This is a genomic window from Pseudomonas sp. PA1(2017) (assembly GCF_001945375.1).
Classification (GTDB): Bacteria; Pseudomonadota; Gammaproteobacteria; order Pseudomonadales; family Pseudomonadaceae; genus Aquipseudomonas.
In genome coordinates, this window is sequence record NZ_MSXU01000009.1 from 1107726 (window position 1) to 1129198 (window position 21473).

At 65.7% G+C, this 21473-nt stretch carries 18 protein-coding genes; 1 reads left to right on the forward strand and 17 read right to left on the reverse strand.

From position 1 onward, the window contains the following. Positions 1-48 precede the first annotated feature (48 nt). The 9 genes from pdeM to zwf all read right to left on the reverse strand — a co-directional run bounded on the left by pdeM (position 49) and on the right by zwf (position 10688). A complete protein-coding gene (gene pdeM, locus BVH01_RS11995) occupies positions 49-708 on the reverse strand; it encodes a ligase-associated DNA damage response endonuclease PdeM (RefSeq protein ID WP_075930526.1) in 660 nt (219 codons plus the stop codon). Next, complete coding sequence (locus tag BVH01_RS12000) at positions 705-3284, reverse strand: ligase-associated DNA damage response DEXH box helicase (RefSeq protein WP_075930527.1); 2580 nt, start codon at positions 3282-3284, stop codon at positions 705-707. The genes pdeM and BVH01_RS12000 overlap by 4 nt, the downstream gene beginning before the upstream one ends. Continuing rightward, complete coding sequence (locus BVH01_RS12005; protein ID WP_075930528.1) at positions 3281-5020, reverse strand: ATP-dependent DNA ligase; 1740 nt, start codon at positions 5018-5020, stop codon at positions 3281-3283. The genes BVH01_RS12000 and BVH01_RS12005 overlap by 4 nt, the downstream gene beginning before the upstream one ends. Continuing rightward, positions 5017-6030, reverse strand: a complete 1014-nt coding sequence (locus BVH01_RS12010; protein ID WP_075930529.1) for a ligase-associated DNA damage response exonuclease — start codon at positions 6028-6030, stop codon at positions 5017-5019. Before BVH01_RS12010 ends, BVH01_RS12005 begins: the two co-directional genes overlap by 4 nt. 107 nt (positions 6031-6137) lie before the next feature. Beyond that, positions 6138-6296 (reverse strand): DUF3309 family protein, encoded by a 159-nt coding sequence (locus BVH01_RS12015; protein WP_004373322.1) that lies wholly within the window; start codon positions 6294-6296, stop codon positions 6138-6140. A 630-nt stretch (positions 6297-6926) separates the two neighbouring features. Then, positions 6927-7745 carry a shikimate 5-dehydrogenase gene (locus tag BVH01_RS12020; protein ID WP_075930530.1) on the reverse strand — a complete coding sequence of 273 codons (819 nt, stop codon included), beginning with the start codon at positions 7743-7745 and terminating at the stop codon, positions 6927-6929. Between the two features lie 94 nt (positions 7746-7839). Next, positions 7840-8499 (reverse strand): bifunctional 4-hydroxy-2-oxoglutarate aldolase/2-dehydro-3-deoxy-phosphogluconate aldolase, encoded by a 660-nt coding sequence (locus BVH01_RS12025; protein WP_075930531.1) that lies wholly within the window; start codon positions 8497-8499, stop codon positions 7840-7842. A 19-nt stretch (positions 8500-8518) separates the two neighbouring features. After that, positions 8519-9232 (reverse strand): 6-phosphogluconolactonase, encoded by a 714-nt coding sequence (gene pgl / locus BVH01_RS12030; protein ID WP_075930532.1) that lies wholly within the window; start codon positions 9230-9232, stop codon positions 8519-8521. After that, positions 9219-10688 carry a glucose-6-phosphate dehydrogenase gene (zwf, locus tag BVH01_RS12035; RefSeq protein WP_075930533.1) on the reverse strand — a complete coding sequence of 490 codons (1470 nt, stop codon included), beginning with the start codon at positions 10686-10688 and terminating at the stop codon, positions 9219-9221. Before zwf ends, pgl begins: the two co-directional genes overlap by 14 nt. 177 nt (positions 10689-10865) lie before the next feature. On the opposite strand from zwf, the gene BVH01_RS12040 reads away from it, so the two are divergent. After that, positions 10866-11726 (forward strand): MurR/RpiR family transcriptional regulator, encoded by an 861-nt coding sequence (locus BVH01_RS12040; RefSeq protein ID WP_177344614.1) that lies wholly within the window; start codon positions 10866-10868, stop codon positions 11724-11726. 210 nt (positions 11727-11936) lie between these two features. On the opposite strand, the gene BVH01_RS12045 is transcribed toward BVH01_RS12040, so the two are convergent. The 8 genes from BVH01_RS12045 to BVH01_RS12080 all read right to left on the reverse strand — a co-directional run bounded on the left by BVH01_RS12045 (position 11937) and on the right by BVH01_RS12080 (position 21317). Beyond that, the gene (locus tag BVH01_RS12045) at positions 11937-13139 is read right to left on the reverse strand and encodes a maltoporin (protein WP_371915603.1); all 1203 of its coding nucleotides are present in this window, start codon (positions 13137-13139) and stop codon (positions 11937-11939) included. Positions 13140-13242: 103 nt separating this feature from the next. After that, a complete protein-coding gene (locus tag BVH01_RS12050) occupies positions 13243-14391 on the reverse strand; it encodes an ABC transporter ATP-binding protein (RefSeq protein WP_075930536.1) in 1149 nt (382 codons plus the stop codon). 46 nt (positions 14392-14437) lie between these two features. After that, the gene (locus tag BVH01_RS12055; RefSeq protein WP_075930537.1) at positions 14438-15268 is read right to left on the reverse strand and encodes a carbohydrate ABC transporter permease; all 831 of its coding nucleotides are present in this window, start codon (positions 15266-15268) and stop codon (positions 14438-14440) included. Continuing rightward, on the reverse strand, positions 15261-16169 hold the full coding sequence (locus tag BVH01_RS12060) for a carbohydrate ABC transporter permease (RefSeq protein ID WP_075930538.1): 909 nt from the start codon (positions 16167-16169) through the stop codon (positions 15261-15263). The genes BVH01_RS12055 and BVH01_RS12060 overlap by 8 nt, the downstream gene beginning before the upstream one ends. A 116-nt stretch (positions 16170-16285) precedes the next feature. Then, positions 16286-17554, reverse strand: a complete 1269-nt coding sequence (locus BVH01_RS12065) for an ABC transporter substrate-binding protein (RefSeq protein WP_075930539.1) — start codon at positions 17552-17554, stop codon at positions 16286-16288. A gap of 113 nt (positions 17555-17667) precedes the next feature. Further along, positions 17668-18903, reverse strand: a complete 1236-nt coding sequence (locus BVH01_RS12070) for an AGE family epimerase/isomerase (protein ID WP_075930540.1) — start codon at positions 18901-18903, stop codon at positions 17668-17670. Between the two features lie 232 nt (positions 18904-19135). Further along, positions 19136-20593, reverse strand: a complete 1458-nt coding sequence (locus tag BVH01_RS12075) for an ATP-binding protein (protein WP_075930541.1) — start codon at positions 20591-20593, stop codon at positions 19136-19138. Beyond that, a complete protein-coding gene (locus tag BVH01_RS12080) occupies positions 20583-21317 on the reverse strand; it encodes a response regulator (protein WP_075930542.1) in 735 nt (244 codons plus the stop codon). Before BVH01_RS12080 ends, BVH01_RS12075 begins: the two co-directional genes overlap by 11 nt. Between the last annotated feature and the right edge of the window lie 156 nt (positions 21318-21473).

Genomic DNA, 21473 nt, shown 5'->3' on the forward strand with positions numbered 1-21473 from the left:
CGCCAGTATTCCGACTACCCGAGACGTGACGATCTGTCGCACGAAAAATCAGGCCAAGCGCCACACCGAACCATCCAGCGCCCCATAAATGGCCCGCTGGATGGTAGCCTCGATGGCCAAGCCGCCAGTGAACTCACCGAACGCCGGTAGCAGGGTTGCCGCCGGCTCGATGCAGAAGCACGGCATGCGCAACCGATCCCGCCCTCGCCCACGCAGCACGAACACCGGATGCAGGTGCCCGGCGAGCACGTGGCGGCCCGGGCAGCTCGTCAGCTCATGACACAAGGCAAACGGCCCCATCGGCCAAGGCTCGCCCACCACCTCGATACCCAGCTCGGCCGGGGGATCACCGGCACTGCGATCATGGTTGCCACGTATCAGCAGGATCTGCAGGGCGGGATTACGGGCTCGCCAGGCCTGCAAGGCGGCCAGGGTGCTGCCACCGCGCGCCGGCCTGGCATGCAGGAAGTCGCCGAGAAAGATCAGTTGCCGGGTGGGATAGCCCTGCAGCATCCGGTCGAGGCGTTGCAGGTTGCGCGCCGTGGTGCCCTGGGGTACCGGCTGCCCAAGTACGCGGTAGGTGGCCGCCTTGCCGAAATGCGCATCGGCGATCAGCAGCGCCTGGCGGGCCGGCCAGTACAGCGCCTTGTCGGCCAGCAGCCAGAGGGTTTCCTCGGCCAGCTCCACTGCCAGATGAGCTGCACTCATGCAGATCCGGCCTTGGCCTTGCCTCGCGGGCGTCCATCCTTGCGCTTGCGTTCGCGGCGGCGGCTTGCCGGTTCGACCTCGACCAGAGGAGCGTCCGCCACCTGCGGGCCAGGCCCGGCGGCGCGCTCCAGTTCGCCGAGCATGCGGGCGATGCGGTCGGCGAGCTTTTCCGAGCTGAGCCGCTCGCGAAAGCGCTCGACCATCAACGGAAACGCCAGCGGCGTAGCGCGGCGCAAGGCGTGCAGGTTCAACTGCGCGGCGCGCATGTCGGCCAGGGTGTGGCGCAGTAGCTGCACGTCCAGTTCCTGGCTCAGCACTTCGTCATGGGCCTGGGCGAGCAACAGGTTGCCGGGGTCGTACTGGCGGAACACGTCGAAGAACAGGCCGCTGGAAGCCTGTACCTGGCGCAGGCTCTTGCCCGCTCCGGGATAGCCGCCGAACACCAGCCCGGCAATCCGCGCGATCTCGCGAAAGCGCCGCTGTGCCAGCTCTCCGGCATTGAGGCTGGCGAGCACGTCATGCAACAGATCGCGCTCGTCGAACAGCTCGCCGTCGAACAGTTGCCCCCACTCCACTTCACTGGCGCACAGCAGCTCCAGGCCGTAGTCGTTGACCGCGATGGAAAAACTCAACGGCCGCCGCTGGCCCAGTCGCCAGGCCAGCAGGCTGGCCAGCCCAAGATGCACGTTGCGCCCGGCGAAGGGATAGAGAAACAGGTGCCAGCCTTCGCGCGAATGCAGGGTTTCGGCCAGCAACGTGCCGGGCGACGGCAATGCCGACCAGTTGGCCTGCACCTCGAGCAGCGGCTGCAGCAGGCGCATTTCCGGGCCCTCGAAACGGCCTTGAGCAGCCTCGCCGAAGCGCGCCACCAGCGCTTCGGCCAGGGTGTTGGAAAGCGGCATGCGCCCGCCATTCCAGCGCGGTACGCTGGCTTTGCCGGCAGCGCTGCGCTTGACGTAGGCGGTCATGTTCTCGACCCGCACCAGCTCCAATGGGCGGCCGCCGAACAGGAACACGTCGCCGGGCCGCAGGCGGGCGATGAAACCCTCTTCCACGCTGCCCAGGGAACCGCCACCGCCGCCCTTGCTCCACCATTTCACGGTCAGGCTGGCATCACTGACGATGGTGCCCACGCTCATCCGGTGGCGCCGCGCCAGGCGCGGGCTTGGCACCCGCCACACGCCCTCTGCGTCCGGCTCGACACGCTGGTAATCCGGGTAGGCACTCAGGGACTCGCCGCCCTGGCGCACGAAGGCCAGTGCCCAGCGCCACTGCGCCTCGTCGAGGTCGCGATAGGCCCAGGTGCTGCGTATTTCGAGCAGCAGATCGTCAGGCCGGAAGCCACCGCCGAGCGCCATGCTGACCAGGTGCTGGACCAGCACGTCCAGCGGCTGATGGGGGGATTCACGGGCCTCGATCCGCCCGGCCGCTACCGCATCCTGCAGGGCCGCCGCCTCGAGCAGTTCCACGGCATGGGTCGGTACCAGGGTGGCGCGCGAGGTGCGCCCGGGCGCATGGCCGGAGCGCCCGGCGCGCTGCAGCAAACGGGCGACGCCCTTGGCCGACCCGATCTGCAACACCCGCTCGACCGGCAGGAAGTCGACCCCCAAATCCAGGCTGGAGGTGCACACCACCGCCTTGAGCTTGCCCTGCTTGAGCCCGTTCTCGACCCAGTCGCGCACCTCGCGGGCCAGCGAGCCGTGATGCAGGGCGATCAGCCCGGCCCAGTCCGGCCGGGCCTCGAGCAATGCCTGATACCAGAGCTCCGACTGCGAGCGGGTATTAGTGAACACCAGGCTCACGCTGCTGCTCTCCAGCTCTTCGACCACTTGGGGCAGCAACCGCAAGCCCAGGTGACCGGCCCAGGGAAAGCGCTCCACCGCCGGCGGCAACAGGGTGTCGATCAGCGGTTTGCCGCCCTGCTCGCCGTGCACCAGACGCCCGTTGCCGTCGGGCAGCAAGACCTCCAGAGCGTGAGGCTGATTACCCAGCGTCGCCGACAGCCCCCAGACGACCAATTGCGGATTCCACCGGCGCAGCCGCGCCAGGGCCAGCTGCAACTGCACACCGCGCTTGTTGCCGAGCAGCTCGTGCCACTCGTCCACGACCAGCATGCCGACATGGGCGAACTGGTTTTTCGCGTCGGCGCCAGTCAGCAGCAGCGTCAGGCTTTCGGGGGTGGTGACCAGCGCCGTGGGCAGGCGCCGCGTCTGGCGCTGGCGCTCGGCGCTGCCGGTGTCGCCGGTACGCATGCCCACCGTCCAGGGCAGTTCCAGGCCGTCGACCGGCGCCTGCAAGGCGCGCTGCGTATCGGCAGCCAGGGCGCGCATCGGGGTGATCCACAGCACCGTCAACGGCGCCGCTGGCGGCGCTCGTTTGCTGCCTTCGGCCTTTTTCGGCGGCGCCTTACCAGCGAAACGATTGAGCGCGGCCAGCCAAACCGCGTAGGTCTTGCCGGCGCCGGTGGAGGCATGCAGCAAGCCGCTATGGCCATCGGCGACCGCCTGCCAGACCTCCTTCTGGAAATCGAAAGCCTTCCAGCCGTTACGCCGCAGCCAGGTGCTGGCCAGGCTCATGGCAGCAATTCCTGCAGCAGCTCCAGGGTATCGGCCTCCTCCACACCTTTGTCATGGCGCCAGCGCAGCATCCGCGGAAAGCGCACGGCGATGCCACTCTTGTGCCGGGGCGAACGGGCGATGCCTTCGAAGCCCAGCTCGAACACCAGGCTGGGTGTGACGCTGCGCACCGGGCCGAATTTCTCCACCGTGGTCTTGCGCACGATGGCATCGACCTTGCGCATCTCCTCGTCGGTGAGCCCCGAATAGGCCTTGGCGAAGGGCACCAGGCGCCGTTCGGGATCGCCCGGTGCGCCGTCCCATACGGCAAAGGTGTAATCGCTGTACAAGCTGGCACGCCGGCCATGGCCGCGCTGGGCGTAGATCAGCACGGCGTCGACGCTCAACGGGTCGATCTTCCACTTCCACCACACGCCGACGTCCTTGCTGCGCCCAACGCCATAGGCCGACTCACGGGCCTTGAGCATCATGCCCTCGACGCCCAGCGAGCGTGAGGCTTCGCGCTGCTCGGCCAGCGCCTGCCAGGTCTCGCCGTGCAGCAGCGGCGACGGCATCAGCCGAGGGCTGGCACAATTGGCCACCACCTGTTCCATCTGCGCACGGCGCTGGTGCTGCGGGTGGCTGCGCCAGTCCTCGCCCTGCCACTCCAGCAGGTCGTAAGCGAGCACCGCCACCGGCACTTCCTCGAGCAGCTTGCGGCTGAGGGTCTTACGGCCGATGCGCTGCTGAAGCAAGGCGAACGGCTGAATGCCGAATCGTTCGAGCTGCTCCTCGACCTGACCATTGAGGCGCTCGGCAGGCTCGTGCGCCGCTGCGGCCATCAATTCGCCCTGCCTGGCGGTGGCTTCCGGCGCGTGCCGCCAGACCACCAGCTCGCCATCGATCACCGTGCCGTCGGGCAGCAGCGGCGCCAACTCCTGCAGCTCGGGAAAGCGCTCGCTGATCAACTCCTCGCCCCGCGACCAGACCCACAGCTGGCCGTCGCGCTTGACCAGTTGCGCGCGAATGCCATCCCACTTCCACTCGATCAGCCAGTCGCCGGGCGAGCCCAGGCTGGCGTCGAATTCCTCGAGCGGGCGCTGTAGCGGATGGGCGAGAAAGAATGGATAGGGCTGGCCGCCGCGCTGGGCGTGCTCGTCTTCGGATTCAGCAGCGATGAGCCGTTCGTAGGATGCCGCCGTGGGCCGGTTCGACAGGTCGGTATAGCCGACCAGGCGCTGGGCGACGCGCTTGGCGTCGACCTCGGCGATGGCTGCCAGGGCGCGGGTGACCAAGAGCTTGGAAACCCCGACCCGGAACGCGCCGGTGATCAGCTTGATGCTGACCATCAGCGATTGCCGGTCGAGCTGTGCCCACAGGGCGTCCAGGCGCATCGCCAGTTCATCGGGCGGCAGGCCGCGCAACGGCAGCAGCTTCTGCTCGACCCACACCGCCAGGCCGTCTCCGGAGGTCGAGGTGGCCTCGGGCAACAACAGCGCGATGGTCTCCGCCAGGTCGCCCACCGCCGAATAACTTTCCTCGAACAACCAGTCGGACAGGCCAGCACGCTGCATCGCCAGTTCGCGCAGCTGCCGCGAAGGCACCAGTTGCCGAGGCCGGCCACCGGCCAGAAAGTAGACGGCCCAGGCGGCATCGGCCGGCTCGGCATCGCGCAGGTAATCCTGCAGGGCAGCGAGCTTGGCGTTGCTCGAGGTGGTGGCGTCGAGGCGCGCATACAGCTGCGCGAAGGCGATCATGAAGTCGACTCCGCAGCGGCGTCGTCTTCCTCGCCGTATTCGGTGGCGAACGCCTGAGCATCCAGGCCCTGCTCACGCAGATGGCGAACGAGGATGTTCACCGAGCCGTGGGTGACCATCACCCGCTCGGCACCGGTCTGCTCGATGGCCCACAGCAGGCCCGGCCAGTCGGCATGGTCGGACAGCACGAAACCGCGGTCCACGCCGCGGCGCCGACGCGTGCCGCGCAGCAGCATCCAGCCACTGGCGAAGGCATCGCTGTAGTCGCCGAAACGGCGTATCCAGGTGCTGCCGCCAGCCGACGGCGGTGCCAGCACCAGCGCCTGGCGCAGCAGCGGGTCGCCCTTGGGCACATCACCGGCGTAGCGCGTTTCGGGCAGGTAAACGCCAGCATCGCGATACACCTGATGCAGCGGTTCCATGGAGCCATGCCCGAGGATCGGCCCGATGCTTTCGTCGATGCCATGAAGGATGCGCTGCGCCTTGCCGAAGGCGTAGCAGAACAGCACGCTGGCGCGCCCGGCCTGCTGGTTCTGTCGCCACCAGTCATTGATGCCGGCGAAGATCTGCGCCTGGGGCTGCCAGCGGTAGATCGGCAGACCGAAAGTCGATTCGGTGATGAAGGTATGGCAACGCACCGGCTCGAACGGGTCGCAGGTGCCGTCCGGCTCGACCTTGTAGTCGCCCGAGGCGACCCAGACTTCGCCCCGGTACTCCAGGCGCACCTGGGCCGATCCCAGCACGTGCCCGGCAGGATGGAAGCTCAGGGTCACGCCGTGGTGGTCGATGGTTTCGCCGTAGGCCAGGGTCTGCAGGTTGATATCACGCCCAAGGCGCGTGCGCAGGATGCCCTCACCCGGCGCTGCGGCCAGGTAATGGGCGCTGCCGGTGCGCGCATGATCGCCATGGCCGTGGGTAATGACGGCGCGTTCGACGGGGCGCCAGGGGTCGATATAGAAATCTCCGGGAGGACAGTACAGGCCTTCGGGCCGCGCAATCACCAGATCCAAGCAGGCGACCTCCGGAGTGGAAAATGAGGGGATGTTGCGGGGCTGGGCCACCGTCAGCGGCGGGAACCGCCGACGGCGACGCCTGCATCAACGATGCAGGCGCTGGCTCATATGTAGCCCAGTAGCAGCAGTACCAGCACGATGACCAGCACCAGCCCGAGGCCGCCGGTAGGCCCGTAGCCCCAGCTGCGGCTGTGCGGCCATGCCGGGATGGCACCAATCAGCATCAGGATCAGAATGATCAGCAGTATGGTTCCCAAGCCCATGGCTATCTCCTTGCTCGTCTGTCGGCGGCCGCCGGTTAGCGACGCACCTGGCTTCGGAAGCCTGGATAAGGCGTTCCGTTCGGATGCAGGGCATGGCGCTACGGCGAAGCCAGCGTCTGGCAGAGCGCTCGACGCAGCGCCATGCCCTACACCTTTTACGACTTGGCGGGGAAACGGAAAGTGCAAACTTTAATGACACCGTTTTGCAAAGTGCCGGTACGGGCATCTTGGCTCACCAGCGCGCAGAGGGTTCGCGCCGGGGCGGCGCGCCCACGCGATTGCCGGTGCATCCGCGGCCACGTAGGAGCCGCGACCCGCGGCGAATCGTGTGTACGACATCGCTCTTTCGGTAAGGCTACGATCGTTCGCGCCGAGGGCGACGCTCCTACATGATTGGTTGTGCACCCGCTACCGCGTAAGAGCGGCGACCCGCGGCGAATCGTGTGTACGACATCGCTCTTGCGGTAAGGCTATGATCGTTCGCGCCGAGGACGACGCTCCCACCCGATTCGCGTGATGTCGCGATCGCCGTGTGCGAGCCGCGACCCGCGGCGAAAGGTGCTTGCGCCGCCGGTTTTACGGCACGGCCACCGTCGAATTCGCGCGGGGCGAGACGGCGACCTGAGCGTCTTACTCGGCCAGGGCGAAGCGCGCCGCGCGTTCGATCAGCTCGTCATCTGGGCGCACGCCGGTGTACAGCACGAACTGCTCGACGGCCTGCAGCACGATCACTTCGCCGCCGGTGATCACTGGCTTGCCCAGGGAACGGGCCAGGCGAATCAGCGGGGTTTCCACTGGCACGGCGACCACATCGAAAACCCACTGCGCCGCCGCCACCGCCCGCTCGCTGAAGGCCAACTGGTCGGCCTCGGCGCCACGCATGCCAAGCGGCGTGACGTTGACCAGCAGCTGCGCTGGCTCGTCGTCCAATGCCTCACGCCATTGCACGCCGCACTGCTCGGCCAGTGCCCTGCCCGCCGCTTCGTTACGGGCGACGATGCAACCGTCGGTGAAGCCGCTGTCGCGCAACGCGCAGGCCACGGCCTTGGCCATGCCGCCGCTGCCACGCAAGGCATAGCGGCTGGCCGCCGGCACGCCGTGTTTCTGGAGCAGCTTCACCACGGCGCTGTAGTCGGTGTTGTAACCCGTTAGGCGGCCTTCGTCGGCAACGATGGTGTTGACCGACTGCAGCGTCGCCGCCGAGTCGTGCAAGCCATCGAGGTGCTCGATGCAGGCCTCCTTGAACGGCATCGACACCGCACAGCCGCGCACGCCGAGAGCGCGGATGCCGCCAATGGCCGCCGGCAGATCGGTGGTGGTGAAGGCCTTGTACAGGTAATCCAGCTCCAGCTCGCGGTACAGGTAGTTCTGGAAACGCGTGCCGAAGTTACCGGGCCGCCCGGACAGCGACATGCACAGGCGAGTGTCTTTGCTGATGCGCAGGGTCATTCGCGAACCTCGGAAAATAGAGACGCCGGCGCGACAGAGGCATCGAGCCGGCGACGGAAACGTTCAAGCACGCCCGCACGTGGCGGGCCGTGATTCAGCCCAGCAGTGCCAGGGCGTCGGCACTGGCCTGGCGTACGGCGTCCCAGCCTTTGCTGCTGTCGAGCATCCAGCTGCCGCCCACGCACATCACGTTCGGCAGCGCCATGTAATTTTGTACGTTGGCTGGGCCGACACCGCCAGTCGGGCAGAAGCGAATGTCACCAAACGGGCCGCCCAGCGCCTTGAGCGCGGCGGTACCGCCACAGACTTCGGCCGGGAACAGCTTGAAGCGGCGATAGCCCAGGGCATAACCGACCATGATCTCCGAGGCACTGGCCACGCCTGGGAGCATCGGCACCTGGCTCTGCAGCGCAGCACGCAGCAGTTCGTCGGTGGAGCCGGGGCTGACGATGAACTGGGCGCCGGCCTCCTCCACCGCTTCGAGCATATGGCGATCGAGCACCGTGCCGGCACCCACGCACAGGTGCGGGCGCTCTTCACGCAGGCGGCGAATGGCGGTCAGGCCATGGGGCGAGCGCAGAGTGATTTCCAGCACCTGCAGGCCGCCGGCATCCAGGGCGTCGGCCAGCGGCAGAATATCTTCCTCACGGGCAATGGTGATCACCGGCATGATCCGCGCACGGGCGCAGAGCGCGTCGATGCTTTCGATCTTTTCCGCCATGGTCGGGGCTGGACGGCTGATGGCTTGTGTCATGGTCGTGTTCCTTTCGGGCCTAAGGGCACCAGTAGATTTCGAGCGGCGCGCGCAGAAACGCGCTGATCGGCATGTTCTTATGATTGTCTTGCTGCAAAGCCTGCTCGAGCACCGCGAGCTTGCCCGCCCCCTCGATCGCCAGCAGCGGCAGGCGGGCCGCCCTGAGCAGCGGCAGGGTCAGGGTCAGGCGCTGGTGCGGCACGCTCGGCGCCAACATCGGCAAGCAACGACGCGGGCATTCGTCGCTGAGCGCCTGCTCCAGGTTCGGGCTGCCTGGAAACAGCGAGGCAGTATGCCCGTCGGTACCCATGCCCAGTACCAGCACGTCGATGACTGGCAAGTCACGCAGCGCCTGTTCGGTGAGTTCGGCCGCCTCCTCGAGGCTGCCTGCACTGTGATACAGCCCCAGCACCCGGGCCTCGGCAGCCGGCCCCTGCAGCAGGTGACGGCGCACCAGCGCCTCGTTGCTGTCCTCGTGGCTGGTTGGCACCCAGCGCTCGTCTGCCAGGCTCACCAGCACCTTGGCCCAGGGCAACGGCTGTTGCGCGAGCGCCTTGAAGAAAGCGATCGGGCTGCGCCCACCGGATACAACCAAGGTCGCCTGGCCGTGGCTGTCTATGGCAGCGCGCAGCGCGCCAGCCACGTTCTCGGCCAGCGCGCTCGCCAGGTGCTGCGCGTCGCTGTGACTGCGGGCGACCACGCCCACGGGAAATTCGAGGTCAGAGATCGCCATACCAGGCCCTCCCATCGCGAGTGATCAGGGCGATGGAACTCATCGGCCCCCAGGTGCCGGCGACGTACGGCTTGGGCGGGTCGCCGAGTTTCTTCCAGCCGGCGATCAGCTGATCGCACCACTGCCAGGCGTGCTCGATCTCGTCCTTGCGCACGAACAGGTTCTGGTTGCCGCGCATCACTTCCAGCAGCAAACGTTCGTAGGCATCGGGAATCCGCGCACTCTTGTAAGCGGTGGAAAAATTCAGTTGGAGCGGGCCGCTGCGTAGCTGCATGCCCTTGTCCAGCCCCTGGTCCTTGGTCATCACCTGCAAGGAAATGCTCTCGTCTGGCTGCAGGCGGATGATCAGCTTGTTGCCGATCAGCTGGCGTTGCTCCGGCGCGAAGATGTAGTGCGGCGGTTCCTTGAAGTGGATGACGATCTGCGACAGCTTCTGCGCCATGCGCTTGCCGGTGCGCAGGTAGAACGGCACGCCGGCCCAGCGCCAGTTGCGGATGTCGGCGCGCAGGGCGACGAAGGTTTCGGTGTCGCTCTGGGCGTTGGAATTTTCTTCTTCCAGGTAGCCGGGAACGGCCTTGCCATCGCTGGTGCCGGCCACGTACTGGCCGCGCACAACGTGGCGCGAAAGCTGCTCGGCGGTCATCGGCTCGAGGGCCTTGAGCACCTTGACCTTCTCATCACGGATGGCATCGGCGGACAGGTCGCCCGGCGGATCCATGGCGATCAGGCAGAGCAACTGCAGCAAATGGTTCTGGATCATGTCGCGCAGTTGGCCGGCCTTGTCGAAGTAGCCCCAGCGGCCTTCGATACCGACCTTTTCCGCCACGGTGATTTCCACGTGGGTGATGTGGTTCTGGTTCCACTGGGTCTCGAACAGGCTGTTGGCGAAGCGCAGGGCAATGAGGTTCTGCACCGTTTCCTTGCCCAGATAATGGTCGATCCGATAGACCTGGCTTTCCGGGAAATAGGCCGCCACCGCATCGTTGACCGCACGCGAAGAATCGAGGTCATGGCCGATGGGTTTCTCCAGCACCACCCGGGTGTTCTCGGCCAGGCCGACCGCTGCCAGGTTGGCGCAGATGCCGCCGTACACCGAGGCCGGTGTGGCGAAATAGGCGATCAGCTGGCGACCGCTGCCGACCATTTCGGCCAGTTGCGGGTAGTTGTCCGGCGGCAGGAATTCCATACTCAGGTAACGCAGGCGCGCCTGGAAGCGCTGCATCGCTGCCTCGTCCAGCTCGGTGGCCGGCAGGTAGCGACGCAGGTGCGCATCGATGGTGCTCAGGTGCTTGTCAGGGTCGCCGCCATCGCGCGCCAGCGCGAGCAGCTGAGTATCCTCGTGCAGCAAACCGGCGCGGTCGAGCTGGTAGAGGGCGGGAAACAGCTTGCGCAACGCCAGGTCGCCCAGGGCGCCGAACAGAGCGAGTGTACAAGGCTCAACGGGAATCATCGACATGATCTTTGTTCTTCTATCAAGTTGCCCTATTGATAGCGGGTAACCCGGCATCGCGCAACCAAAAATGTAGTAATAAACACAACATATTCGTAGAGTGCACGGTACCGGTAGCCAGTTGACCAGCCCCGGCTTAGGATTAACCCGGCATTTTATCGGACAAGGACAACAATGGATCGCGTGCGCAATCTTCTCGAACAGATCCAGGGCCGCCTCGAGAGCCTCAACAAGGCCGAACGCAAGGTCGCCGAAGTGATACTGCTCAATCCGCAGCAGGCCACCCGCCTGAGCATCGCTGCCCTCGCCCAGGCCGCCCAGGTCAGCGAGCCGACGGTCAACCGTTTCTGCCGCTCGTTCGGCGTCAACGGCTACCCGGAATTGAAAATGCAGCTGGCACAGAGCCTGGCCAGTGGCGCGGCGTACGTGAGCCGTGCGGTGGAAGCAGACGACGGCCCCGAGGCTTATACGCGCAAGATCTTCGGCAGCGCCATCGCCTCGCTGGACAGCGCCTGGCAGAGCCTGGACGCCAACCTGGTCAGCCGCGCCGTCGACCTGTTGATCCAGGCCCGGCAGATCCACTTCTTCGGCCTAGGCGCCTCTGCGCCGGTGGCTCTGGATGCCCAGCACAAATTCTTTCGCTTCAACCTGGCGGTGTCCGCCCACGCCGACGTGCTGATGCAGCGCATGCTCGCCTCGGTGGCGCATACCGGCGATCTGTTCGTGATCATCTCCTACACCGGGCGCACCCGCGAACTGGTCGAGGTGGCCCGCCTGGCCCGGGAAAATGGCGCCTCGGTGCTCGGCCTGACCGCCGCCGGCTCCCCGCTCGACCAGGCCTGCAGCCTCAGCGTGCACATCCCGCTGCCCGAGGACACCGACATTTACATGCCGATGACCTCGCGCATCATTCAATTGACGGTGCTGGACGTACTGGCGACCGGCATGACCCTGCGCCGCGGCGCGGATTTCCAGCCGCACCTGCGCAAGATCAAGGAAAGCCTCAACGCCAGCCGTTATCCAGCCAGCGAAGAGCAAGACTGAACCCGAACGGCATCAGGATTCGAAGCCCTGGCATCGCGGGTCGCCCAAGCGGAAACCGTGCCGTCGTCAGCTGCGTGCTCCGTAAAGCAGACCAACCGCCAGGCAAAGACAGAGCCCCACTCACCCTGCGCGATGGGAAGTACGCAGGGTAAGTGAAGTGCTGCAAAACGCCGTTGCTCCGGCCTCCGGGGAGCCGCTCAGCCTAGCGCCCTACTTCCACCAGTACTCCACCTGCACACCGAAGTTGGAGCCATTGCGCGCACTGCCAAAGGCACCGGTGTCGGACAGCGCCGAGCCTTCGGCCAGCAGGTTCGCCGCTTCCTGCGCCGCCTTGTTCCAGGTGGCGTAGGTGTAATACAGGCGAATTTCCGGACGCTCGAAGAAGCCGGGGCCGTTCGGCGACCAGGTCGGCGCGATGGTGAACTTGCTCAGTTTGCGGGTGCCGCCAGAAGCGTCAACCTGGTCATGGCCGATCTCGCCGACCAGCTTGAACTGCTGGGTGAAGGCGTAACTGGTGCGCCCGCCCACCGACCACCAATCCTGGTCGCCGCCGTCTTCACGCTTGTCCTTCTGGTACACGGCCTGCACCTGACCGCCCAGGCGCGGGGTCATCTGGAAGTCGAAGAACTCGACCACGCGCCAGCTCTTGGCGCTGCGATCCAGGGTCGGGTCGCCGGTGTAGCCCAGGCCGGTGCCCGGCCCCTCGCCGTACTGCAGGGCAAACTTGTTGTCGCCGCCCAGGCCGAGGAAGTTCTTCTGCACGTGCTGCCCGGTCACCGCCCAGCCGCTGTGAGAGTCGTCCACCGAGGATGGCTTGTCGACGTAGCTGACGCCCACCTCGATCTCGCCGCCCGGGTTGGTCACGAAGCCGCCGACGTTGAAGTCATGGCGGTTGATGTATTCCTTCTGGTCGTAGCTGTCCTTGCGCGAGAACACGTAGCTGTACTTGTAATCACCGATCTTCATCTCGTCGATACCGAAACCGGTGGCGCTCTGGTTCCAGTAGTAGAAGTCGGAGATGTGAATGTCGTTACGCTTGTAGAACCGCCGCCCGGCCCACAGCGAGCCGCCGTTGAGCGCCGGCATGTTGCTCCACTCGGCGTACATCTGGTTCATCCGCGCGGTACCGTGGTCACCGGTGAATTTCGGCGTGTGCCCGTACTCGTTGAACAGCTGCGCCATGCCTTCGATGCTCAGCACCGAGCCGTCGTCGAGCGTGAACAGATCCTGACGCAGATCCAGCTCGGCGTACTGCTCGCACTCATTACCCAAACGGTACTTGGAGCGTGCGCCCGGCAGCTGGAAGCACGACTGTCGGCCATTGCCATCGGCCGTGCCGGCACCACTGCGCACGTAGCCGCTGAACTCCAGCGCCATACCCGTGACCGGCAGAGTCAGGGAGCCCAGCGCCATGACCAGGCCGAAACCCGTTGATCGTTTCATATCCTCTCCTGCTGTTTTTATTGTTGTTACCGCTTTGCAATGCCGGCATCAGGACTACGAGGCCGACTCCTTTTCAACGATTCGTTAACGAGGTGACGTTGCCTGGTTGCGCCGTACGGGCCAGGGGCCGTACGCGCTCGCCGCTCTTGGCATCGAACAGCAGTGCCCGCGCCGCATCGATGTGCAGCTCCAGGCGCTGGCCCACCGGCGGCGCCTGATCGGGCGCCAGGCGGCAGCACAGCTTGCTGTCATTGACGGTGACGAACACCAGGGTGTCCGGCCCGGTAGGCTCGGTGACTTCTACCTGGGCGGCCAGCGTATGGGCCTGCGCCAGGCCGCTCGCCAGTTGCACCTGCTCGGGGCGCACGCCGAGCAGCAATTCGCCCTGCTCCGCGCCCTCGGGCAGCTCGCCCAGAGGCAGCTCGCAACGCCCCTCGGCAGACGCCAGCACGGCCCAGGCCTGCCCGTCGCGACGCTGCACCTGCACGGGAATGAAATTCATCGGTGGCGAGCCGATGAAGCTCGCCACGAACAGATTGGAAGGATCGTTGTAGATCTGCTGTGGGGTGCCGAATTGCTGAATCACGCCGTCCTTCATCACCGCCACCTTGTCGCCCAGGGTCATGGCTTCGATCTGGTCGTGGGTGACGTAGACCGTTGTGGTCTTCAAACGCTGGTGCATCAGCTTGATTTCGGTACGCATCTCCACCCGCAGCTTGGCGTCGAGGTTGGAGAGCGGCTCGTCGAACAGGTAGATCTTCGGGCGCCGCGCCAGGGCCCGGCCCATGGCCACGCGCTGTTGCTGGCCGCCGGAGAGCTGGCCGGGCTTGCGCCCCAGCAGGTGTTCGATCTGCAGCAGCTTGGCGACGCGCGCCACTTCCTCGTCGATGGCCGCCGGGGCCAGCTTGCGCATCTTCAGGCCGAAGGCGATGTTGTCGCGCACGTTCATGGTCGGGTACAGCGCGTAGGACTGAAACACCATGGCGATGTCACGATCCTTGGGGCTCATGCCGCTGATGTCTGCATCGTCGACCAGGATGGCGCCGTTGCTGATGCTCTCCAGCCCGGCGATGCAGTTCATCAGGGTGGATTTGCCGCAGCCCGACGGGCCGACCAGGATCAGGAATTCGCCATCGTCGATCTTCAGGTCGATGCTTTTCAGCGTGTCCGTCAGGCCGCTGCCGTAGGATTTGTTGACGTTGCGCAGTTCGAGCGTTGCCATTTACTTCTCTCCACTTCGAAAGTGCCGCGAGCGAGCGCAGCAGCTTTCAACCCTTTACCGCGCCAGCCGTGAGGCCGCGCAGGAAATACTTGCCCGCCAGGATGTAAACCAGCAGGGTCGGCAGCCCGGCGATCATCGCCGCGGCCATGTCCACGTTGTATTCCTTGGCCCCGGTGCTGGTGTTCACCAGGTTGTTGAGGGCCACGGTGATCGGCTGGGCATCGCCACTGGCGAACACCACGCCGAACAGGAAATCGTTCCAGATCTGGGTGAACTGCCAGATCAGGCAGACCATGATGATCGGCACCGACATGGGCAAAAGGATGCGCCCGAAAATGGTGAAGAACCCCGCGCCATCCAGGCGCGCGGCCTTGACCAGGGCATCCGGCACACTGACGTAGAAGTTGCGAAAGAACAGCGTGGTGAAAGCGATGCCGTAGACCACGTGCACCAGCACCAGGCCGGTGGTGGTGTTGGCCAGGCCGAATTTGCCGAGGGTGAACGAGGCTGGCAGCAGAATGGTCTGGAACGGCAGGAAGCAGCCGAACAGCAGCAGGCCGAAGAACAGCTGCGAGCCGCGAAAGCGCCACATCGACAGCACGTAGCCGTTGAGCGCGCCGATGGCAGTGGAGATCAGCACCGCCGGAATGGCCATCTTCGCCGAATTCCAGAAGTGCCCGCCGACCACGTCCCAGGCCTTGACCCAGCCGATCAGGGTGAAGGCGTCGGGCAGCGACAGCAGGTTGCCGGCGCGCACGTCCTCGGGGGTCTTGAAGCTGGTCAGCAGCATCACCACCAGCGGCACCAGGTACAGCGCGGCGGCGAACAACAGGGTGGCGTGAATCGCCAGGCGGCTTGGACTGAAGGCCTTAGTCATGGCGCTTGCCTCGCAATTCCGAGTAGAGGTACGGCACCAGGATCGCCAGGATCGCGCCGAGCATCAGCATGGCGCTGGCCGAGCCGATGCCCATCTGCCCGCGACTGAAGGTGAAGTTGTACATGAACATCGCTGGCAGATCGGAGGCGTAGCCGGGCCCGCCCGCGGTCATCGCCGCGACCAGGTCGAAGCTCTTGATGGCGATGTGGGCGAGGATCATCACCGCACTGAAGAACACCGGGCGCAGGCTCGGCAGCACGATGCGCAGGTAGATGGTCGGAAGATTCGCACCATCGACCTGGGCGGCGCGGATGATCGACTGATCGACGCCGCGCAGCCCGGCCAGGAACAACGCCATGACGAAGCCCGAGGCCTGCCACACGGCCGCGATCACCAGGCAGTAGACGACCCGCTCGGGGTCCACCAGCCAGTCCAGACGGAAGCCTTCCCAGCCCCAGTCGCGCAGCAGTTTGTCCAGGCCCAGGCCGGGGTTGAGCAGCCACTTCCAGGCGGTGCCGGTGACGATCATCGACAGCGCCATGGGGTACAGGTAGATGGTGCGGATGACGCCTTCGCGACGAATGCGCTGATCCAGCAGCACCGCCAGCAGCACGCCGATGACCAGGCTGATGGCGATGAACAGGCCGCCGAAGACCATCAGGTTCTTGCTGGCGACCCACCAGCGGTCGTTGTCCATCAACCGCAGGTATTGCTGCAGGCCCACCCACTTGTAGCTGGGCATGAAGCTGGAATTGGTGAACGACAGCACCGCCGTCCACAGGATGTAGCCGTAGAACCCCACCAGCACCACCAGCATGGTGGGCGCCAGTACCAGCTTGGGCAGCCAGCGCTGCAGCGCATCGAAGGGTGAAGCCTTGCCGATTACCGTCGTGACACTCATCGGGCCTACCGTGTGTAGAGAAATTCGGGACGAACTCCGCCAGCGACAGACGCGGTGCCTGTCGCACGAACGGATGGTGAAATCAGGCGGGCCGCAGGGCAGCGGCCCGCTTCACGCTACTGCGCGGACTTGATCGCCGCAGCCATCTGCGCACCGGCCTTGCTCGGGTCGGCGTTCTTGTCGGCCATGAAGTTGGTGACCACATCGAAGATCGCCCCCTGCACCGCCAGGTTGGTGGCCATGCTGTGGGCCATGCTCGGTTCCAGCTTGCCGGCCTTATCGGCCTCCTGGAAATCCTTCATGGAGGCCTGAGCGCAACTGTCGAACTTGCTCATGTCCAGGTCCGAGCGAACGGGGATGGAGCCCTTGTTCTCGTTGAACACGTACTGGAACTCGGGCTCCAGGGCGATGCGCGCCAGGGCATGCTGGGCGGCGATGTCGCCCTCTTTCTTCAGCCTGAACATGGCCATGGAGTCGATGTTGTAGGTGTAGCTGCCCGCGGTGCCCGGCATCGGTACGCACTGGTAGTCCTTGCCGGCGACCTTGCCGGCGGCGGTCCATTCGCTTTTGGCCCAGTCGCCCATGATCTGCATGCCGGCCTTGCCGTCGATGACTTCGGCGGTGGCCAGGTTCCAGTCACGCCCGGCACGGTTGTCGTCCATGTAGGTGGAGAGCTTTTTCAGCGCGGTGAACACTTCGGCCATCTGTGGGCTGGTCAGGGTCGCCTCGTCGTTCTCGACGAACGCCTTGTGGTAGCCCTCGGCGCCCATGATGCTAAGCACCAGGCCTTCGAAAACGGTGCTGTCCTGCCATGGCTGGCCGCCATGGGCCAGTGGCGTGAAACCGGCGGCCTTGAGCTTGTCGCCAGCGGCGTAGAGTTCGTCCAGGGTGGTCGGCGCCTTGTCGATGCCGGCCTTCTTGAAGACTGCCGGGTTGATCCACAGCCAGTTGACGCGGTGGATGTTCACCGGCACGGCCACGTAATGGCCGTCGTACTTCATGGTATTGGCGACGGTTTTCGAGAGCAGGCCATCCCAGTTGTTGGCCTTGGCCACGTCGTCCAGCGGTGCGAGCAGATCCAGCGCGCCCCACTCCTGCAGATCCGGCCCCTTGATCTGTGCGGCGCCTGGCGGGTTGCCGGAGACCACACGGGTCTTCAGCACGGTCATGGCGGCCGAGCCGGCACCGCCGGCCACGGCGCTGTCCTTCCAGGTGTAGCCGTCCTTCTCGACCAGCTCACGCAGGACCTTCACGGCTGCCGCTTCGCCACCGGACGTCCACCAATGCACGACTTCGACCGTACCTTTGGAGTCGGCCGCCAGCGCGGTGAGGGGGAACAGGGAAGCGAGAGAAACGGCAGTAGCGAGACGGGTGATCGCGTTCATCGAAGTACCTTTCTTGTTGTTAGCGGCAAGTCATGGCGCTTGCGTTGCAGGGAGTGTAATCAGGGTTGGCGGGCCGCCAAGTAACGAAGCGATGCGTGAATGTCACCACGCCGTTACATGGCGGCCAATGCCGTGGCCAGGCTCGGCGCCAGCGCCACGCGCGGCAGCAGCACGGCCTGGTAGGCGTGGTACAGGTCGGGCTTTCCTGGCCAGATGCTGGCAGCCGGGCGGTTGCCGGTATCGAGTTCATGGTGCCAGCTGCCCGCTTGCAGATCGATGAAATGGCTGGCGGTGAATTCCCAGAAGCGCCGGTACCACTGCTCGTAATCCGCCTCGCCGGTGCGCCGCAGCAGCGCCGCGGCCGCCGCGCTGGCTTCGGCCTGCACCCAGTGCAGCCGCGCACGCACCACTGGCCGCGCCTGCCAGTCGAGGGTGTAGACCAGCCCCGGCGCACAGTCGGCCAACCAGGCATCGCGGCAGGCACTGGTGAACAGACCGCGCGCGTCGTCCAGCAGCCAGGCGGGTGCTTCCAGTCCGGTGCGCATCAGGGCGGCCTCCAGATGCAGCAACAGGCGCGCCCATTCGAAACTGTGCCCGGGCGTGCTGCCATAGGGGCGAAACGGATCGGCGCGGTTATCGGTGTTGTAGTCGGGCAGCGCCTGCCACTGACGGTCGAAATGCTCGACCACCACGTGCCCGCGGGAGGCGGCATGCCCGTGGATCAATCGCTCGGCGACACGTAACGCGCGCTGCAGCCAGACGCTGTCGCCCGTGACGTCGGCCAGGGCGAGGAAGGCTTCCACGCCATGCATGTTGCTGTTGGCGCCGCGGTAGGCTTCCTCCTGCGACCAGTCGCGGCTGAAGCTCTCCCGCAGCGCGCCCTCCTCCTCACTCCAGAAATGCCGCTCGAGGATGCCGATCGCTTCGTCCAGCAGCTCGCTGGCACCGGGCCTGCCAGCCGCCTGGGCGGAGCTGGCGGCCAGGGCCACGAAGGCATGCAGGTAGGCGCTCTTGTCGCTCTGGCGGGTCGCATCGGCGAACCAGCCGCCGGCCACCTCGTCACGCAGCCGGCCCTGCAGTGCAGTGACGCCATGATCGACCAGCTCGCCATAGCCGGCAATGCCTTGCAGATGGGCCAGGGCGAAGCAGTGGGTCATGCGCGTGGTGTGGATCAGCTCGGCGACGGCATCAGGCGCCAACGCGCCCCTTGCATCGAGGGCGGCGAAGCCATGCTCGACTTTCGCCGCACGGGCGAACGGCAGCAGACGCACGCCTTCGGCATTCAGCCAGGCCTGATGGGCGGGCTTCACCAGCCAGCTGTCAGCGGGGAGTACGGGTGTGATCGTCATTGTTGTTATTCCATACAGACGGAAAATGGCCGCATCAGTCGGTAGCCCGGGTTGAGCGCAGTGATACCCGGGTCCGTCAAAAACCTGGGTTACGCCTTTGGCTAACCCAGGCTAAGAGAGGCTGTGCAGGCACCGGCGGATACAAATCGTCAAACGGCTCATGACGAGTCTACTGGCGGCTACCTACCGCCAAGTAACGAAGGCCGGCTGCTTTGTCACGGGGCGGTGACATTCAATCCGGCATCCGCGGCAGGCGCAGGGTCACTCGCAGCCCGCCTTCGCGCAGGTTCTGCAGGCTCACTTCGCCGCCATGGCTATGGGCGATGTTGCGCGCGATGCCGAGGCCCAGGCCATAACCCTGCTGCTGCCCGGCCAGGCGAAAGTGCGGCTCGAACACCTGCTCGAAGCGCTGCTCGGGTACCCCCGGCCCCTCGTCGTCGACGTGCAGCACGTAGGCCTCGAAATCGTCCTCGACGTGCAGATGGGCGCGGTGGCCGTACTTGAGCGCGTTGTCGACTAGGTTGCCGATGCAGCGCCGCAACGCCAGGGGTTTGCCTAGGTATTCGGCGCTGGCCTCGCCGTGCAGGGTCACCCGGCCATTGCCGGTCGGTGCCAGGTACGGCTCGACCAGACAGTGCAGCAGCTGGTTGAGGTCCACCGACTCGATGTTCTCGTGGATGTCGGTGTCCTTGACGCACTGCAGCGCGCCCTTGACCAGCAGTTCCAGCTCGTCGAGATCGCGGCCGAACTTGGTCTGCAGGGTTTCGTCGTCGAGCAGTTCGACGCGCAGCCGCAGCCGGGTGATCGGCGTACGCAGGTCGTGGGAAATGGCGCTGAACAGCTGGGCACGCTCGGTCAGGTAGCGGCTGATGCGCTCGCGCATGGCGTTGAAGGCCCGCGCCACCTCCACCACTTCACGCCCGCCGGCCTCCTCCACCGGCTCGATGTCGGCGCCCAGCGACATGTGCCGCGCAGCGCGCGCCAGGCGTTTGAGCGGCCGGCTCTGCCAGCGCACCAGAATGCCGATGAACAACAGCAGAAAGCCGCTGCTGAGCAGGATGAACCACAGCTGCTGGGCCGGCAGTACCGGCTCCTCCAGGCTGGTGTAGGGCTCTGGCAAGAGCGAGGCGATATACAGCCACTCGCCGGGCGCCAGCTGGATCTGGGTGACCAGTACCGGCGGGTTGACCGGCTCCAGGGTCAGGGCGTAATGGGCCCAGGAGCGCGGTAACTCGTCGAGTTTCAGGCCACCATTGAAAATGCGCAGGTCATCCGGGCTGACGAAGGTCACGGAAATGTCCGCCTTGTTGCCTAACGAAGCGCGCAGCACCTCGCTGACCGCCTCGGTCACCGCCAGCTTGCGCGGCGTTTCGGGCAGCAGGTGCATGGTCAAGGGCCGGTCGTTGAGGCTGACCACGAAGCGGGTGCCGCCCATGCTGCGCAACTGGTCGAGCACCATCGGTCGATAGGCCACCGGCAGCGAACGAAAATAACGCACGCTGGCCGACATCGAATGGGCCAGGCTGCGCGCCGTGGTGACCAGGCCTTCGAGCTGAGTGGCGCGCAATTGCGACAGCCAGATGGCGCTGGACAACGTCTGCGCCGCCAGCACCGAGAGCAAGGTCAGGAGCAGCATGCGGCCCAGCAGTGAACGTGGAATCGGCACCAGCCGACGCCAGTCAGCGCGCATTGCCGGCCTGCGCACTGACGGCGGCGGCCAGCTGGTAGCCGCTGCCACGTACGGTGCGGATCAGCCGCGGCGGTTTGCCGGTGTCACGCAGGCGCTGGCGCAGGCGGCTCACGGCCATGTCGACGATGCGTTCGAGCGGCATCATCTCGCGGCCGCGGGTGGCGTTGCCGATGGTGTCGCGGTCGAGAATCTGTTGCGGGTGATCGAGAAACAGCTTGAGCAGCGCAAAGTCGGCGCCGGACAACAGCACTTCCTCGCCGTCGAGGTGAAACAGCCGATGACTGACCATGTCCAGGCGCCACTCGTCGAACACCAGCACGTCCGCGCTACGCTCATGGGCGAAATTGACCCGGCGCAGCAGCGCCTTGATACGCGCCAGCAACTCGCGGGGGCTGAACGGCTTGCCGAGGTAGTCGTCGGCACCCAGCTCGAGGCCGACGACCCGGTCGGCCTCGTCGGAGCTGGCGGTCAGCATGATGATCGGGACCTGGGCGAAACGCTGGTGCTCGCGGATCCAGCGGCACAGGCTGAAGCCGTCCTCGTCGGGCAGCATCACGTCGAGAATCACCAGGTCGGCGCCGCCTTCGCAGAGCGCCTCGCGAAACCCGGCGCCATCGGCCACGGTGCGCACCTGCAGGCCGGCACGCCCGAGGTAGGTTTGCAGCAGTTCCCGAATATCCTGGTCGTCGTCGACCAGCAGGATGGATTTTCCAGTTGGGCTCACATCGATGATCCTTGTTGTTGTTATCGGCGATGCTAGGGCCTGTTCCCGTTTCACGCACGGCCGCGCCGGAGCCAGTTCTTGCGCGAGGCAAGGCACGAGATGCGAAGTTTGGCAGGCCAAATGAGCCATCGAGTAACGCCGCATCGCGCAAAAACT